At 61.7% G+C, this 13806-nt stretch carries 12 protein-coding genes and 1 pseudogene; 10 read left to right on the top strand and 3 right to left on the bottom strand.

Features of this window, described 5'->3' with window-relative positions:
- Nucleotides 1-9: 9 nt before the first annotated feature.
- From AC1ECK_RS27455 to bamA, 3 genes and pseudogenes are all read left to right on the top strand, one after another.
- Nucleotides 10-228, top strand: a pseudogene (locus AC1ECK_RS27455) (LysR family transcriptional regulator); the annotation flags it as partial.
- A gap of 137 nt (nt 229-365) precedes the next feature.
- Nucleotides 366-521, top strand: coding sequence for a hypothetical protein (locus AC1ECK_RS27460; RefSeq protein WP_480324794.1), 156 nt, complete (start codon nt 366-368; stop codon nt 519-521).
- A gap of 707 nt (nt 522-1228) precedes the next feature.
- Nucleotides 1229-3544, top strand: a complete 2316-nt coding sequence (gene bamA, locus AC1ECK_RS27465; RefSeq protein WP_480324795.1) for an outer membrane protein assembly factor BamA — start codon at nt 1229-1231, stop codon at nt 3542-3544.
- 128 nt (nt 3545-3672) lie between these two features.
- On the opposite strand, the gene AC1ECK_RS27470 is transcribed toward bamA, so the two are convergent.
- The gene (locus AC1ECK_RS27470) at nt 3673-4017 is read right to left on the bottom strand and encodes a hypothetical protein (RefSeq protein WP_480324797.1); all 345 of its coding nucleotides are present in this window, start codon (nt 4015-4017) and stop codon (nt 3673-3675) included.
- A 149-nt stretch (nt 4018-4166) separates the two neighbouring features.
- Nucleotides 4167-5828, bottom strand: a complete 1662-nt coding sequence (locus AC1ECK_RS27475; RefSeq protein WP_480324799.1) for a tannase/feruloyl esterase family alpha/beta hydrolase — start codon at nt 5826-5828, stop codon at nt 4167-4169.
- 384 nt (nt 5829-6212) lie between these two features.
- Between AC1ECK_RS27475 and AC1ECK_RS27480 the strand changes: the two genes are divergently transcribed.
- Nucleotides 6213-7580 (top strand): MFS transporter, encoded by a 1368-nt coding sequence (locus AC1ECK_RS27480; protein WP_480324801.1) that lies wholly within the window; start codon nt 6213-6215, stop codon nt 7578-7580.
- Nucleotides 7581-7591: 11 nt separating this feature from the next.
- Here AC1ECK_RS27480 and AC1ECK_RS27485 read toward each other — a convergent pair whose 3' ends face one another.
- The gene (locus AC1ECK_RS27485) at nt 7592-8134 is read right to left on the bottom strand and encodes a dihydrofolate reductase (protein ID WP_480324803.1); all 543 of its coding nucleotides are present in this window, start codon (nt 8132-8134) and stop codon (nt 7592-7594) included.
- 108 nt (nt 8135-8242) lie between these two features.
- Here AC1ECK_RS27485 and AC1ECK_RS27490 point away from each other — a divergent pair, with 108 nt between their 5' ends.
- From AC1ECK_RS27490 to AC1ECK_RS27515, 6 genes are all read left to right on the top strand, one after another.
- Entirely contained in the window at nt 8243-8785 is a 543-nt protein-coding gene (locus AC1ECK_RS27490; protein ID WP_480324805.1) for a GNAT family N-acetyltransferase, read from the top strand.
- Between the two features lie 96 nt (nt 8786-8881).
- Complete coding sequence (locus AC1ECK_RS27495) at nt 8882-9268, top strand: DUF488 domain-containing protein (protein WP_480324807.1); 387 nt, start codon at nt 8882-8884, stop codon at nt 9266-9268.
- A gap of 108 nt (nt 9269-9376) precedes the next feature.
- Entirely contained in the window at nt 9377-10105 is a 729-nt protein-coding gene (locus AC1ECK_RS27500) for a FadR/GntR family transcriptional regulator (RefSeq protein ID WP_480324809.1), read from the top strand.
- A gap of 520 nt (nt 10106-10625) precedes the next feature.
- Nucleotides 10626-11720, top strand: a complete 1095-nt coding sequence (locus tag AC1ECK_RS27505; RefSeq protein ID WP_480324811.1) for a substrate-binding domain-containing protein — start codon at nt 10626-10628, stop codon at nt 11718-11720.
- Complete coding sequence (locus tag AC1ECK_RS27510) at nt 11720-12718, top strand: ABC transporter permease (RefSeq protein ID WP_480324813.1); 999 nt, start codon at nt 11720-11722, stop codon at nt 12716-12718. Before AC1ECK_RS27505 ends, AC1ECK_RS27510 begins: the two co-directional genes overlap by 1 nt.
- Nucleotides 12718-13488 carry an ATP-binding cassette domain-containing protein gene (locus AC1ECK_RS27515; RefSeq protein ID WP_480324815.1) on the top strand — a complete coding sequence of 257 codons (771 nt, stop codon included), beginning with the start codon at nt 12718-12720 and terminating at the stop codon, nt 13486-13488. The genes AC1ECK_RS27510 and AC1ECK_RS27515 overlap by 1 nt, the downstream gene beginning before the upstream one ends.
- The last annotated feature ends 318 nt before the right edge of the window (nt 13489-13806 follow it).

The raw sequence follows: 13806 nt of genomic DNA on the forward strand, positions 1-13806 counted from the left end.
GGAGACCCCGTGCGCGATATCGACCTGAAGACGCTCCGCCTGCTGGTGGCGGTGTGCGAGCACCGCAACATGGCGCGTGCCGCCGAGGAAGAGCATATCGAACCGTCGGCGGTCAGCAAGCGCATCGCGCAGTTGGAGAGCGACCTCGGTGTGCCGCTTCTGATCCGTTCGCGGCGCGGCGTGCAGCCCACGCCGGCCGGTCTGGTGTTGCTTGAACGTTCTGGTTCGCGCGTCCGCTGAGTCTCGCGGCGCTGCGCAACCTGCTCGCGCCGTTGGGGTATGAATCGGCCTGACGGCTGCGGTTCGCTCGACCGTCAGGCAGTTCCACCGGTTCGTTTCTCCAACCCGGCGAGAAACCGCGTCATATGCCGGACAACTTCATCGCACGCTTTGTCGAGCACGAAGTGCCCGCGTTCCAGCAGATGAATTTCCGCTGCGGGCACGTCGCACCGGGAGGCGGTGCGCTGCCATGGCCGAAGCCGGGTAGTCGGACGCAAGCTGCCGGCGCGCGCGCCTCCTGATCGACTTCCTCGCCGCGCGCCTGATGAACGAACGCCTGTAGGCCGCAGCGATTCGGGCGCTGGGCGTTCCGCGCTTGTCTGTTTCTTGCAACCTTCCAGCCGGCGATCCGATAAATTTATCCGGGAGGCGACCCGGCTTGTGCCAGAATGGCGCGTAATCTACATTACGATATACCTTATCGTATTGTTACGATTCGTATACGTCCGAATCTCCTTCCGCAGCGTGTGCTGAAGAGCGTGGTCGGTCGAACCGGTCGTTCGCTGCCGGTTGACGGTTGGTATTCGGACGAATACTTGTGTTGAGAAGCTTGTTGTCGTCGCTCTGGGCATCGCCGATGTTACGTCGGGTATTTTTCGTGCTATGGTATGAAAATTCTTTGAGCATGCTCGAAGAGGGTAACTATGACCGTAGGAAACGTATGAATTTTGTAATAAAAGTAAAGTGAATCGTCTGGAATCCAGGTAGGTCGCTCAGGGGCTAATCCGTTCTATACTCTCGAACTAGCTTTATCCAGGTGCCTCGTTCGCAAGCACGCCATATGACGGAAGTGCTGGCGGTTGCTACTGGGCTTGCGCCCGTCGGCGACACCTCCAGCATCAGACTGCAGTAGACCCAAGAGACATCCCCATCCGCGCCGTGGGCCAGAGATTGGAAATCAAGCGGCGGCGGTTTCCATGTTGCATTGAATTCTTGTCGCTTATCCTGCATGAAGGTTCAAACACTATCGGCCCGCTGCGCCAGGGCGCTGACATTTATCGGCCTGAGCGCTACAGCAGTCTCGGCCTTTGCCACCACCCCTTTCGTGGTGCGCGACATCCGCCTCGAAGGCCTGCAACGCGTCGAACCGAACACCGTTTTCGCGTATCTGCCCATCAAGCAGGGCGACACTTTCTCCGACGACAAGGCCTCTGAAGCCATCCGCGCGCTGTATGCGACGGGCTTCTTCAACGACGTCAAGATCTCGACTGACGGCGATGTCGTCGTGGTGCAGGTGCAGGAGCGTCCCGCGATCGGCACCATCGATTTCGCCGGCCTCCACGAATTCGACAAGGACAACCTGACCAAGGCGCTGAACTCGGTCGGACTGTCGCTCGGCCGCTACTACGACAAGTCACTGGTCGACCGTGCCCAGCAGGAACTGAAACGTCAGTACCTGACGCATGGTTATTACGCGGCCGAAGTCACCACCACGGTCACGCCGATCGACCGTGACCGCGTCGGCCTGCTGTTCTCGGTGATCGAAGGTCCGAGCGCGAAGATCCGCCAGGTCAACTTCATCGGCAACAAGGTGTTCAGCGACAGCACGCTGCGTGACGAAATGCAGCAGTCCACGCCGAACTGGTTCTCGTGGTACACGAAGAACGACCTGTACTCGAAAGACAAGCTGACCACCGACCTCGAGAACATCCGCTCGTACTATCTCGACCGCGGCTACCTCGAGTTCAACATCGATTCGACCCAGGTCTCGCTGTCGCCGGACAAGAAGGACATGTACCTGACGCTCACCCTGCACGAGGGCGAGCCGTACACGATTTCCGGTATCCATCTGTCGGGCAACCTGCTCGATCGCGAGGCGGAGCTCACGAAGCTCGTCAAGATCAAACCGGGTGACCGCTTTTCGGCTGCCAAGCTGAAAGCCGCCACCAAGGCCGTGGTCGACAAGCTCGGCGAATACGGCTACGCGTTCGCCACCGTCAACGCACAGCCGCAGATCGACCAGCAACACCACACCGTCGACCTGACGCTGCAAGTGGATCCGAGCCGCCGTGTCTACGTGCGCCGCATCAACATTATCGGCAACACCCGCACGCGCGACGAAGTGGTGCGCCGTGAAATGCGTCAGCTCGAAAGCTCGTGGTTCGACTCCAGCCGTCTGGCGCTGTCCAAAGACCGGATCAACCGTCTTGGCTACTTCACCGACGTCGACGTGACGACGGTGCCGGTGGAAGGCACGGCCGACCAGGTGGACGTGAACGTCAAGGTCACGGAAAAGCCGACCGGCTCGGTCACGCTGGGTCTCGGTTACGGTTCCGGCGAAGGTCCGATCATTTCGGCAGGCGTGTCGCAGGACAACGTGTTCGGTTCGGGCACGAGCCTCGCCGTGAACGTGAACACGGCAACCACGTTCCGTACGCTGACGGTCACCCAGGTGGATCCGTACTTCACGGTGGACGGCATCAAGCGCATTACCGACGTCTACTACCGCACCAGCGAGCCGCTGTACTACTCGAACACGACCGACACGAGCTTCCGGATCATCACCGCGGGCGCCGATATGAAGTTCGGTATTCCGTTCTCCGAATCGGACATGGTCTACTTCGGTCTCGGCTTCGAGCAGAACCGGCTCGACGTGGACTCGACCACGCCGCAAAGCTACATCGACTACGTGAACAATTTCGGCCGCGTGTCGAACAACGTGCCGCTGACGGTAGGCTGGTCGCGCGATAACCGCGACAGCGCGCTGGTACCGAGCCGCGGTTACTTCACGCAAGCGAACGCCGAATGGGGTTCGCCGATCGGCAGTACGCCTTACTATAAGGCGGACCTGCAGGCACAGTATTACTATTCGTTCGCGCGCGGCTTCGTGCTGGGCCTGAACTTCCAGGGCGGTTACGGCAACGGCCTCCAGGGCAAGCCGTACCCGATTTTCAAGAACTACTACGCCGGCGGTATCGGTTCGGTGCGCGGCTATGAGCCGAGCTCGCTGGGTCCGCGCGACGCGACCACGGGCGACCCGATCGGCGGCTCGAAAATGCTGGTCGGCAACATCGAACTGACGTTCCCGCTGCCGGGCACCGGCTACGACCGCACGCTGCGCGTCTTCACGTTCTTCGACGGCGGTAACGTCTGGGGTACGGAAGGCAGCAGTATCGGCGCGAACGGTCTGCGTTACGCGTATGGTGCGGGTCTCGCGTGGATCTCGCCGATCGGGCCGCTCAAGCTGAGCCTGGGCTTCCCGCTCGTCAAGCACTCCGGCGACCAGTACCAGAAGTTCCAGTTCCAGATCGGGACGGCGTTCTAAGTCCCGGCGGCGCGGTAAGTTTCATCGCAATGAGGGCAGCCTGGTGCTGCCCTCAGTCTTTTCTGCCGCCGTTTTTCCCCTCGCTTTGGGTTTTGCCGCGCGGTGCGATTGGTGCCTCGCCTGGACGCTCAGGTGGACGGCCCCATCATCATGATGGCGATGACTTCGCCGGCCGTCGCTATCGCCACTGCGGACTCCACCGGGTTGGTGTTGAAGAACGTCCACAGATCGATATCGTCACGGAATTGACTCCAGGTGCCGAAAAAACCCAGCGACAGAATCAGTCCGAACAGCAGGCTGAAGCCGAGCGTCAGGGACATCCATTTGTCGTGGCTGAGCAGATTGGCGGCAAACGAAAAGGCAGCGAGACAGACGAGCTGGGCGGCCAGAACGAGGAGCATGCCGGGATGGTACTGAATGCCCTTGTAGGTGAACGAACGCGACAGGCGTGAGCGTTCATATCTGTTGCCCATGGTCTTTCCTTGCGAGTTGCCGTTCCGGCAAACGTGCGGTGATGCTGTTTACGGTACGCCCAAATTCAATGAAGTCAAGGCGTGCCGGGTAAGGGTAAGCGAGTGAGGATACCTACTGATTCGCCGGTAATTTTTGCGGCCCAATCCGCTTACGGTTCGGCGCAGGCGAAGCTGCTCGCACGATTGACATTGCCCTTGCCGAGGTAGCGCGGAAACATCGGATATCTGCACAAGGGGCGCGTACGGCCGTTGGTCGGAGCGGCAATATCCGTGGCGGTCAGCGCCTCTGGCGCGACGCCGCGCGTGACCCAGTTATCGAGTGCGCCGAGCAGATCGACCGACGGGATAAACACGCCATTGCCGTGCTGGTAGCCGGGCACCATGTAGAGGCGCATGAACGAATCGACCTTGTCGCTGCCGAAACGCGCGATCAGCGCGTCGTAGTACGCAATCGTCTGATTCGGGCTGATGACTTCGTCGGCGAGTCCCTGCAGCGTAATCAGTTTGCCGCCGCGCGCGATGTAACGTGACAGATCCGTGTCCATGGCGCCGATCGTCTGCGACAGGGCAAATAGCCGCTGCCGGTAGCGGCCTGGATGCGCCGGGTCGACGGCGAGCGAGTCGGACTTCGCGTTTTGAGTCACGAAATAGCGCACGTAGCTGTCGCCCTGGGTGAACAGATAGCCGTTGGCGAAGAACGTCGGCAGCGCCAGGCGTGCCGGCTCGTGCCCGAGGCCGAGCACGCCGGTCAGGCGTGTGCCCTGGAATACGTTGTAGCCGGCGTAATGGTCTGCGTTCCAGGCGAGCGGATAGGGCAGCGCGAGGCCGTCGCGCAGTACGCGCAGCGTCGCAATCTGCGGCTCGGTGAGGCAGTCGGCGCTGCCGCCGGAAGCGCCGGCATCTGTGCTGCCTGCGGCGCTCGCGCAGCGTAGCGAATCGACCACTTCCTGCTCATGCTTTCGGCATGCGGCCACGTCGCTGACAATGCCGTCGGCGATGCCGTCCAGTTTGTCGCAGACTTCGAGGGTGCGCTGGTAAACCCGCTCCAGCAGCGCCGGAGGCAGATAACCGCCCGTCACGCCGTATTCGGCCCTTCCAAGCGCGACGCCTAGCAGGCGCACGCCGGAAAAATTGAGTGCGGGCGAATTGGCGATCACGCCGTCGTAGTCGTCCGGGAAGCGCTGCATTACCGTGTAGCCTTCGCGGCCGCCGGTCGACCCGCCGCCGAAATACATCCGCTCGGGAGGCCGGCCGTACACGCGTTCGATCACTGCGAGCACGGCATCGTGAGTTTTCTTCAGATGCGCAAAGCCGAAATTGACCACTGCTTCGTTGATCAGGCCGAAGTCGGCCAGCGCTGAATTGCCGGTGTGGCCGGAGTCGTCGCCAAACGTCGCGTACCCGCTGGCGAGCGGCGCATGATCGGGCGAAAACGGCGTCACGCCGGTGCCGCTCACCACCACGCCGTCATATCCGCCGCCGCCGATCTGCAGTGCGCGTCCGTTCCAGCGCACCGGCAGGTTCACGTCGAAGTGGATATCGGGCGTGTCCGGCTGCACCGCCTTGATGCTGCCGGTGACGCGGCAATAATCGCCGCTCTGGTTGCCGGTGGCGGTGGCGGCTACCATCGCCGCGCTGTCGATGCTCGCGCCGCGGGTCGGCAAGGCAATCAGTTGTGCGGGAATGGCGGTGCCCTGCAGCGCACTGCATTGGGCGGCGAACCCTGCCTGCTTCGATAGTGCGGCCGCGGCGAGGGGCGCGAGCAGCAGCGTCGCGCCTAGCAGCGCATGAACTGCACGCCGCGCGTTCATCCGCACGCGGCGCCATTCAGGTCGGCTGATAGCCGCTGCGCGATGTTGCCGGTTCGCAGCAGCCGGTCAGCCGAGCGAGGAATAGCGAGGAGCTTGCTCATGCGATGCGTGGACAGACTCGGTCAAAGGGGAGAGCGTTCGCGTGAGGGCGAACCTGGTTTGCCATGCAAAAGCTGTGCACGGGCCGTGCACAGCGATCGTGCAGGACGATTGAAAGCTCAGTCGCCAGCGTAGTCGATCCCGAAGCACTCCGCCAGCGACCGCACGACCCGCAGAAATCACTTTGCCGACGCTCTGCTGGCGACTACTCTTTGGCTACCTGGGCGGATCGCCGCCCAGGCGTTGCTGACCCACATAGAGGGTTTCTCGTTAAGGGGAGCGTTCATGGAGCTTGAGAATCGTACTTTGGCGCGCGTCACGGCGCGGCTTGTGCCGTTTCTGGTCGTCTGCTATTTCGTGGCTTATCTGGATCGCGTCAACGTGGGGTTCGCCGCGCTGCAAATGAACAAGGACCTGGGTTTGTCGGCGAGCGCGTTCGGCTTCGGCGCAGGGATATTCTTCATTGCTTACTTTTTCTTCGAGGTGCCGTCCAACCTGCTGCTGGAGAAATTCGGCGCGCGGCGCTGGATTGCCCGCATCATGTTCACGTGGGGCGTGCTTGCCGGCGCGATGGCGTTCATCCCCGGCATTGCGCGCTACACCGGCATGTCGGCCGCCCACGTGTTCTATACGCTGCGGGTGCTGCTGGGCATCGCCGAGGCCGGGTTTTTCCCTGGCATCATCTTTCTGCTGACGCTCTGGTTCCCCGCCATGTATCGTGCGCGCGTGGTCGGGTACTTCATGGCGGCAATTCCACTTTCCACGGTGATCGGCGCGCCCGTCTCAGGCGCCTTGCTCGGCTTGAATGGCCTCGGCGGCATGGCGGGCTGGCAATGGGTCTATCTGCTCGAGGCGGCGCCTGCGGTGGTGCTGTCGATCGTGGTGCTGTTCTATCTGACCGACAAGCCCGCCGATGCGAACTGGCTGAAAGTCGACGAGCGCGAGTGGCTGATCAGCCGGCTTGCCGAGGAGCGCGCGAGGCGCGAATCGGTGCGCAAGTTCAGTGTGCGCGAGGCATTGGTCAATCCGCGCGTGCTGGCGATTGCGCTGATCTATTTCGGTGCGAACGCAACCAATTACGGTCTGAGCTTTTTCTTGCCGCAGATCGTCAAGGCGTTTGGTCTGAGCAACCTGCAGACCGGCTTCGTCACTTCCTTGCCTTACGTGGTCGGTGTGATCAGCATGGTGCTGTGGGGGCGGCACTCGGACCGCAAGCTCGAACGCAAGCGGCACGTGGCGATTGCGCTGCTGGTGGCCGCGGGTGGGATCGGCGCGGCGGCGGGACTGGATAACCCGGTGTTGAAGATGGCCGCGCTTTCGCTGGCGGGCTTCGGTATCTTCGGCTGCCTGCCGGTGATCTGGACCTTGCCGGCGGCATTCCTGTCCGGCGCGGCGGCGGCATGCGGCATTGCCGCTGTGAATTCGCTCGGCAACCTGGCGGGCTTTTTTGGTCCTTATGCGATGGGCTGGATCAAGGATAGTACCGGCGGCTTTGGCGTGGGACTGCTGTGTCTTGCGGGAGCCGGGCTCGTAGGGGTTGGGGCCGTGTTGCTGCTGCATCACGACACGGCGCTGGAGGACGCGTCGGGCTCGATCACGGGGCCGGCAGCAGCGACGGGTACGGCCGGCGAGGAGCAGCCTGGCCACGTGTAGCAAGGGGGCCGCTAACGGGACGAGTTGGGCCGTGCAGGCTCGCTGGCGTTTGCGTTTTCGTTCTCGTTGGCGGCGCGTCGAAAAGTCAGGAAGGTGTAAGCGGGTTCTCCGCCGACGTGAACCCGCTCGACGCACTTGAAGCCAGGTGGCAACTCCGGAAACACGGTGTCGCCGGCGGGTTCCAGATCGACTTCCGTCAGGTAGAAGGTGTCGGCGTACGGCAGGAACAGACGGTAGATCTGCTCGCCGCCCGCGATAAAAATCTCGTCGCGCGCATCGTCGCCAAGAATCTGGATGGCTTCATCCAGCGAGCGGCATGTGGCCACCCGTTCGGCGTCGACATCACGCGAGCCGATGACCAGCACATCGCGCTCGGGCAGGGGCCGGCCGATCGACTCGTACGTGCGCCGGCCCATCACCACCAGTTGTCCCCGCGTCAGGTCGCGAAAGCGCCGCTGCTCGCCTGGGGCTTTCCACGGGATGTCGTTGGCCGCGCCGATTATCCGGTTTCTTGCCATCGCCGCCACTATTGCAATACGCTTGCCGTTTAGCATGGTGTTGTCTCGCTGCCTGGGTAGGGGATCATTCTAACGATCGCGCCGCCTTGCGGGCACAAAGGCGCCATGCCTACGGGAGCCCAGATGGAACATCGGCGTGAACTCATGACCGAACGCTTGCACTTGCGCCGCGCGAGAAAAGGCGACGCCCAGGTGCTGTTCGCCAATTACACCGGTAGTCAACGTTGCTCGCGCTTTCTGCAACGCCGCGCCGACCCGGATGCTGCGCGCACCGAGGTCATGCTGAAGAAATGGTGCGATGAAGCCTGGAGTCTGCACGACGATGCACCGTTCGCCTGGGTCATCAGCACACGCGCCGCGGATGAGGCGATCGGCCTTTTTCTCGTCGTCCCTCACGGACACAGAACCGAGATTCACTTCGGCATTTCCGAGCGCTTCTGGGGGCAGGGTCTGGTGACCGAGGCAGGGCGTGCAGCGCTCGAGGCGCTATGGCGCAATCCGGCTACGCAACGAATCTGGACGGTGTGCGATCCGGAGAATACCGGCTCGCGGCGCGTGCTTGAAAAACTCGGTATGCAGTGCGAAGGTATCTTGAAGAAATGGCTCGTGCTGCCCGCGTTCGGCACGCAGGCGAGAGATTGCCTGGTGTTTTCGACGACCGCCTGCCCGCAAGGCGAGCCGCAATAGCGTGACCGACGCGCGCTTGATTCGACTGTTTTCCTTTGAGCGCATCCCGGCGATCTGGACAAGCGCTTCACATTCACAACATGGGAGATCGGCAACATGGCGATTCGCATCGTGCAGCTTGGCACACCAAGGGCGGCAGACGAAGGGCTGCGCATCGGCACGGTGCGGCGGCCGCCGCGCGGCGTGCCGAAGGCGGAATTCGGCACACGCGACTATTACGATGTCTGGCTGCCCAACCTTGCGCCGAGCGCGCCCTTGATTGCGCAAGCCAAGGAGGCTGTCAGCCAGGCAGACTGGGACAAGTTCGCGCGCAGCTACCGCGCCGAGATGAACGATAGCGACACTAGCAAGGTATTGGACCTGCTCGCGGCAATGTCGAAGACCACGAACTTTTCGGTCGGTTGCTATTGCGACGACGAGAGCCGTTGCCATCGCAGCATTCTTCGCCAGCTCCTCAGCGAACGCGGCGCGTCGATCAAATGATGCGGTGCGTCCGGGCGCTTGCGGACCTGCGATGCGGGCCGATCGTGCGTGTTATGCTTGATCGCGCATCTATGCGTCATCCGTGTGCCCGGCTCGCGATCTATTCAAATGGATTATCGTCATCTGCAACAACGCAAGAGCCTGCACGGACGGATCGTGCAGGAGCTCGGCATGGATATCGTCAGCGGCAAGCTGCGGCCTGGCCAGCGTCTGCCTGTCGAGGCCGACCTGTGCGAGCGCTATGGCGTGAGCCGTCCGGTGCTGCGCGAGGTGACGCGTGTGCTGGTGGCGAAGGGGCTGGTGGTATCGAAGCCGCGTGTGGGCAGCGTGGTGAGGCCGCGCGAAGACTGGCACATGCTCGACCCCGATGTGTTGTACTGGACGTTAAGCAGCGTGCCGGAGGGTGAGTTCTTTCGCTCGCTGCTGACGGTGCGCCGCGTCATCGAACCGGCTGCTGCTGCGCTCGCTGCAACGGCGGCGACCAGCGACGATCTCGCCCGCATCGCCGCGGCTTACGAGCGCATGGAGCGTGCCCCGACCGCCGGCGCGCTGCTCGAACCGGACCTCGAATTTCACCGCGCCATCATGGCTGCCACCCACAACGATCTGCTCGCGCATATCGGCAATATGCTGTCGCTTGCCTTGTCGGAATCGATCAAGCTGACGAGCCGCCATCCGGACACGCATGCATTGTCATTGCCGCGTCACAAGGCGATTCTCACCGCCATCCAGAGCCGTGATCCGCTCGGCGCGCGCCAGGCGAGCCTCGTTCAACTGGAAAACGCGAGTGCCGACGCCGAGAGTATTCTCGAAATCGGCGGCGGCCATCCGGCTTAGGCCGTTCTTTTTCCTGAAGCTGACGTGCGTGTACCTGTGTGCGGAGTGGCGGGCGTTGGACGTTCTCCATGGGGCGCTCTCTAGGCTCAATAGATAGTCATACTATTTATCTTGCATGGTGTACTCGCCGCCACCCGCAATGTGGGATTTCCGGTACGCTCGATACGTCGTGGGCCGGATCTTCCATGCGTGCCGAGGGCTTGCCGTTTATAGGCATTTCTGCACTGCAACACTGTCATTCTGCAAGATTGGCCGAGCCACGCTTGCGCTGCAATACGGCCGTCGTACGCGCCATGGACTGCCATTTGGCTTACTAATAAATAGTCCGACTAGTTAAGGGTATACATCGATTATGAGGTGTAGACCCGTGATATAGCATTTTCTGTGGATCGTCATGCGGGAACGCATGCGCTTGTGCAAGCGGGTTCCGTTGAGCATGGTGATGGCCGGCAACGGCGCTTTCCCGGCCTGCGCCGTCATGAACAGTCAGGGTTGAACAACTGAGAGACGGGAGATTGACATGGCCGAGGAGCGGGAAGAGAACAAGCAGGAATCACAAGGTGAAGTTCAGGGCATGCGTCGCGGCCTGCTGCAAGGTGCGGGCCTTGCTGCGGCGATGGCCTTGCTAGGCGGTGTAACCACCCCGGCGCAGGCAGCCGATGCCGCGCCCTTTCCCTCGCACAAGCGCTGGAAGATTGTGTTCGTCAATCACGTGACGACCAATCCGTTCTTCGTGCCGACGCAATATGGTATTGAGGATGCCTCAGCACTATTGGGCTTCGACTACCAGTGGACCGGTTCGGCGAACGCTGACGTCGGCGAAATGGTCAACGCGGTAAATGCGGCGATTGCCGCCAAGGCTGACGCGATTGCCGTGCCGATCGTCGATCCGAAGGCTTTCGACAAGCCGATCCAGAAAGCGCTCGATGCCGGTATTCCGGTCTTTGCGTATAACGCCGACGCGCCGCGCGGCAGTTCCAATCCACGTCTTGCGTATATCGGCCAGGATCTGTACCTGTCGGGCTACCAGATGGGCGAGCGGATTGCGAGCCTCGTCGATAGCGGTCTCGTCGCACTCTTTATTGCCACACCGGGCCAGCTCAACATCCAGCCTCGCCTCGACGGTGCGATGGATGCGATCAAGAAATCCGGCAAGAAGATCGATGCGCAGATGATCGCCACCGGCGCGACGGTCAACGAAGAACTCTCCAAGATCAAGTCGTTCTACCTGGGCCATCAGGACCTGAAAGGCATGTTCGCTGTCGACGCGGGCAGCACCCAGGGCGTCGCCGAGGTGATGAAGGAGTCCAATCTGCCGGCCAAGGGCGTGCATGGCGGTGGCTTCGATCTGTTGCCGCGTACGGTGCAGTTGATCCACGACGGCTTTCTCGACTTCACGATCGATCAGCAACCTTACGTGCAAGGTTTCTATACCGTGGTCGAAGCGTTCGTTTTCCTTGCCTCCGGCGGGCTGGTGGGGCCGGCCAATATCAACACGGGACTGAAGTTCGTCACCAAGGGCACGGTGGATCCGTATCTGAATACCGAAACGCGCTACGAAGGCAAGAGCACCAAGCCGCAGATCGTACCGCGTAGTGGCGGGATCACGTCGTAATGTCGTCCGTGAGCGAGACCACCAAGTCCACCGGGCGCGCGAGGCACTGGCCTCGCGTGCTCGGCCGCTCGAGCGAGATCCGGATTCTGGCGGTGGCGCTGATTCTGTGTGCCTACTTCGAAACCGTCAATCACGATTTCCTGCTGACGAGCGCGAGCCTCGAAAACCTGTCGCAGTTCATCGCGCCGGTGGCGATCATCGCCTGCGGGGAAATCATGCTGATGATCGGCGGAGAGATCGACCTCTCGGCGGGGATGGTGTTTGCGTTTGCCCCGTTCATCATGCATTTCGCGCACGAGGCCGGCGCACCCACCTGGATCGCTCTGCTGGCCGGCGTGGCGGCGGCCTCAGTGGTGGGGCTCGTCAATGGCGCGGTCACCGTCTACCTGCGCATCCCGTCGTTTGTGACGACGCTCGGCACGCTGTTTTTCGTCAACGGTTTCACCTTGACGATCTCGCGCGGCACGCCTGTGTCCCCACCCGGCGATGCCGATTTCTCGGCGCTCATGGGTGGTTGGGGCTATAGCGAGATCATCTGGACGGTTGCGATCGTCGCGGTGATGCACGTGCTGTTGCGGCATACCCGCTGGGGCCTGCATACGATCGCCTCGGGAGCGAATCAGCTCGGGGCAAGCGAGGCAGGTATCCACGTGAAGCGGCTGAAGCTCGGCAACTTTGTTCTGGCCGCGGTGCTGGCCGGTTTTACGGGCATTCTCGAAGGCTTTCGCATTACCTCGATCGACCCGCAGGCGGGCGGCAACCAGATCATGTTTCTCGCCGTGGCGGCGGCGGTGATCGGCGGCACACCGTTGGCCGGTGGTTCGGGCACGATCATCGGCGGGTTGATCGGCGCAGCGGTGCTCGGCATTCTGAACGACGGCTTCACGCTGATCGGCATCAATGCGTTCACCTTCAACATGATTCTCGGCGCGGCGATTCTGGCGGCGATGATCTTCAACATCCACGTGGTCCGTCTCGCACGCAAGGGAGAGTTGTGATGGCCGGGACGCCGGAAGCGCTGCGTGGCGAAAACATCGTCAAACGTTTTGGCGCCGTCACGGCGCTCGACGGCGTGACGCTCACGCTCAAGCACGGCGAGATTCTTGGCGTGCTCGGCGATAACGGTGCGGGCAAGTCGACGCTGATCAAGATTCTCACCGGTTTTCAGCAGCAGACGAGCGGCACGCTATTCGTCGGCGGTGAAGAGACGCTGCTGCGCTCGGTGGATCACGCGCGCTCGCTCGGCATCGAATGCGTCTATCAGGACCTCGCGCTGGCGAATTCGCTGAGCATCTATCACAACATGTTCCTCAATCGCGAGATCGTCCGGTCGGGGCCGTTTCGCTTGCTGAACAACCGGGCGATGCGTCAACGCGCGGCGGAATGTCTCGAAGAGATCGGTGTGCGCGTGCCTTCGGTGGACCTACCGGTCGAGCAGCTTTCGGGCGGGCAGCGGCAGGCCATTGCCGTTGCACGGGCGGTGAATTCCAATGCGAAGATCCTGCTGCTCGACGAGCCGCTCGCCGCGATGGGTGCGCGCGAAGCCGGACTGATTATCGATCTGGTGCTGCGCCTGAAGGAGAAGGGCGGCTTGTCGATCGTGATGATCATGCACAACTATGCGCAGACGCTCGATATCGCCGATCGCGTCATGCTGATGCAGCGCGGGCGCGTGACCTACGAGAAGGAGGCGGCTAGCACGTCGGTCGCGGAATTGATGGATATCGTGCGGCGCGAATACCGGGCCATGCGCACGATGGCGGATTGAGCGGTTGTACAGTTGTACGCACAAGCCGTCCTGCAGCACGTTTTGCGCTTTCCCTCAAAGTTTGTTACCTTAGATCGCGTCAGCTTGTCGGCCTTAGCCGCGTCCGTATTCCGGCAAACCGATATTCGATCCGCTCCGTTGACTATTTTTCTCCAGACCATGTGCCGTTTTAGCCGTCTCGACCGGAATAATAATTTGTCGCCTTTGGGTGACAGGAGATTATTTGTCTGTTGAAAAATAAGCACCGTCAAGCCAAAGGCACTCACGAACTGAGTGCCTTTTTTTATTTCCGCACGCTTTTCATCAAGGCAGAGAACC

Source organism: Paraburkholderia sp. SSBN10T (assembly GCF_056619545.1).

Bases quoted from the DNA above. Each gene is read 5' to 3' on its own strand.
- AC1ECK_RS27460 (WP_480324794.1), top strand. From the start codon at position 366: ATGCCGGACAACTTCATCGCACGCTTTGTCGAGCACGAAGTGCCCGCG.
- bamA (WP_480324795.1), top strand. From the start codon at position 1,229: ATGAAGGTTCAAACACTATCGGCCCGCTGCGCCAGGGCGCTGACATTT.
- AC1ECK_RS27470 (WP_480324797.1), bottom strand. From the start codon at position 4,017: ATGGGCAACAGATATGAACGCTCACGCCTGTCGCGTTCGTTCACCTAC.
- AC1ECK_RS27475 (WP_480324799.1), bottom strand. From the start codon at position 5,828: ATGAACGCGCGGCGTGCAGTTCATGCGCTGCTAGGCGCGACGCTGCTG.
- AC1ECK_RS27480 (WP_480324801.1), top strand. From the start codon at position 6,213: ATGGAGCTTGAGAATCGTACTTTGGCGCGCGTCACGGCGCGGCTTGTG.
- AC1ECK_RS27485 (WP_480324803.1), bottom strand. From the start codon at position 8,134: ATGCTAAACGGCAAGCGTATTGCAATAGTGGCGGCGATGGCAAGAAAC.
- AC1ECK_RS27490 (WP_480324805.1), top strand. From the start codon at position 8,243: ATGACCGAACGCTTGCACTTGCGCCGCGCGAGAAAAGGCGACGCCCAG.
- AC1ECK_RS27495 (WP_480324807.1), top strand. From the start codon at position 8,882: ATGGCGATTCGCATCGTGCAGCTTGGCACACCAAGGGCGGCAGACGAA.
- AC1ECK_RS27500 (WP_480324809.1), top strand. From the start codon at position 9,377: ATGGATTATCGTCATCTGCAACAACGCAAGAGCCTGCACGGACGGATC.
- AC1ECK_RS27505 (WP_480324811.1), top strand. From the start codon at position 10,626: ATGGCCGAGGAGCGGGAAGAGAACAAGCAGGAATCACAAGGTGAAGTT.
- AC1ECK_RS27510 (WP_480324813.1), top strand. From the start codon at position 11,720: ATGTCGTCCGTGAGCGAGACCACCAAGTCCACCGGGCGCGCGAGGCAC.
- AC1ECK_RS27515 (WP_480324815.1), top strand. From the start codon at position 12,718: ATGGCCGGGACGCCGGAAGCGCTGCGTGGCGAAAACATCGTCAAACGT.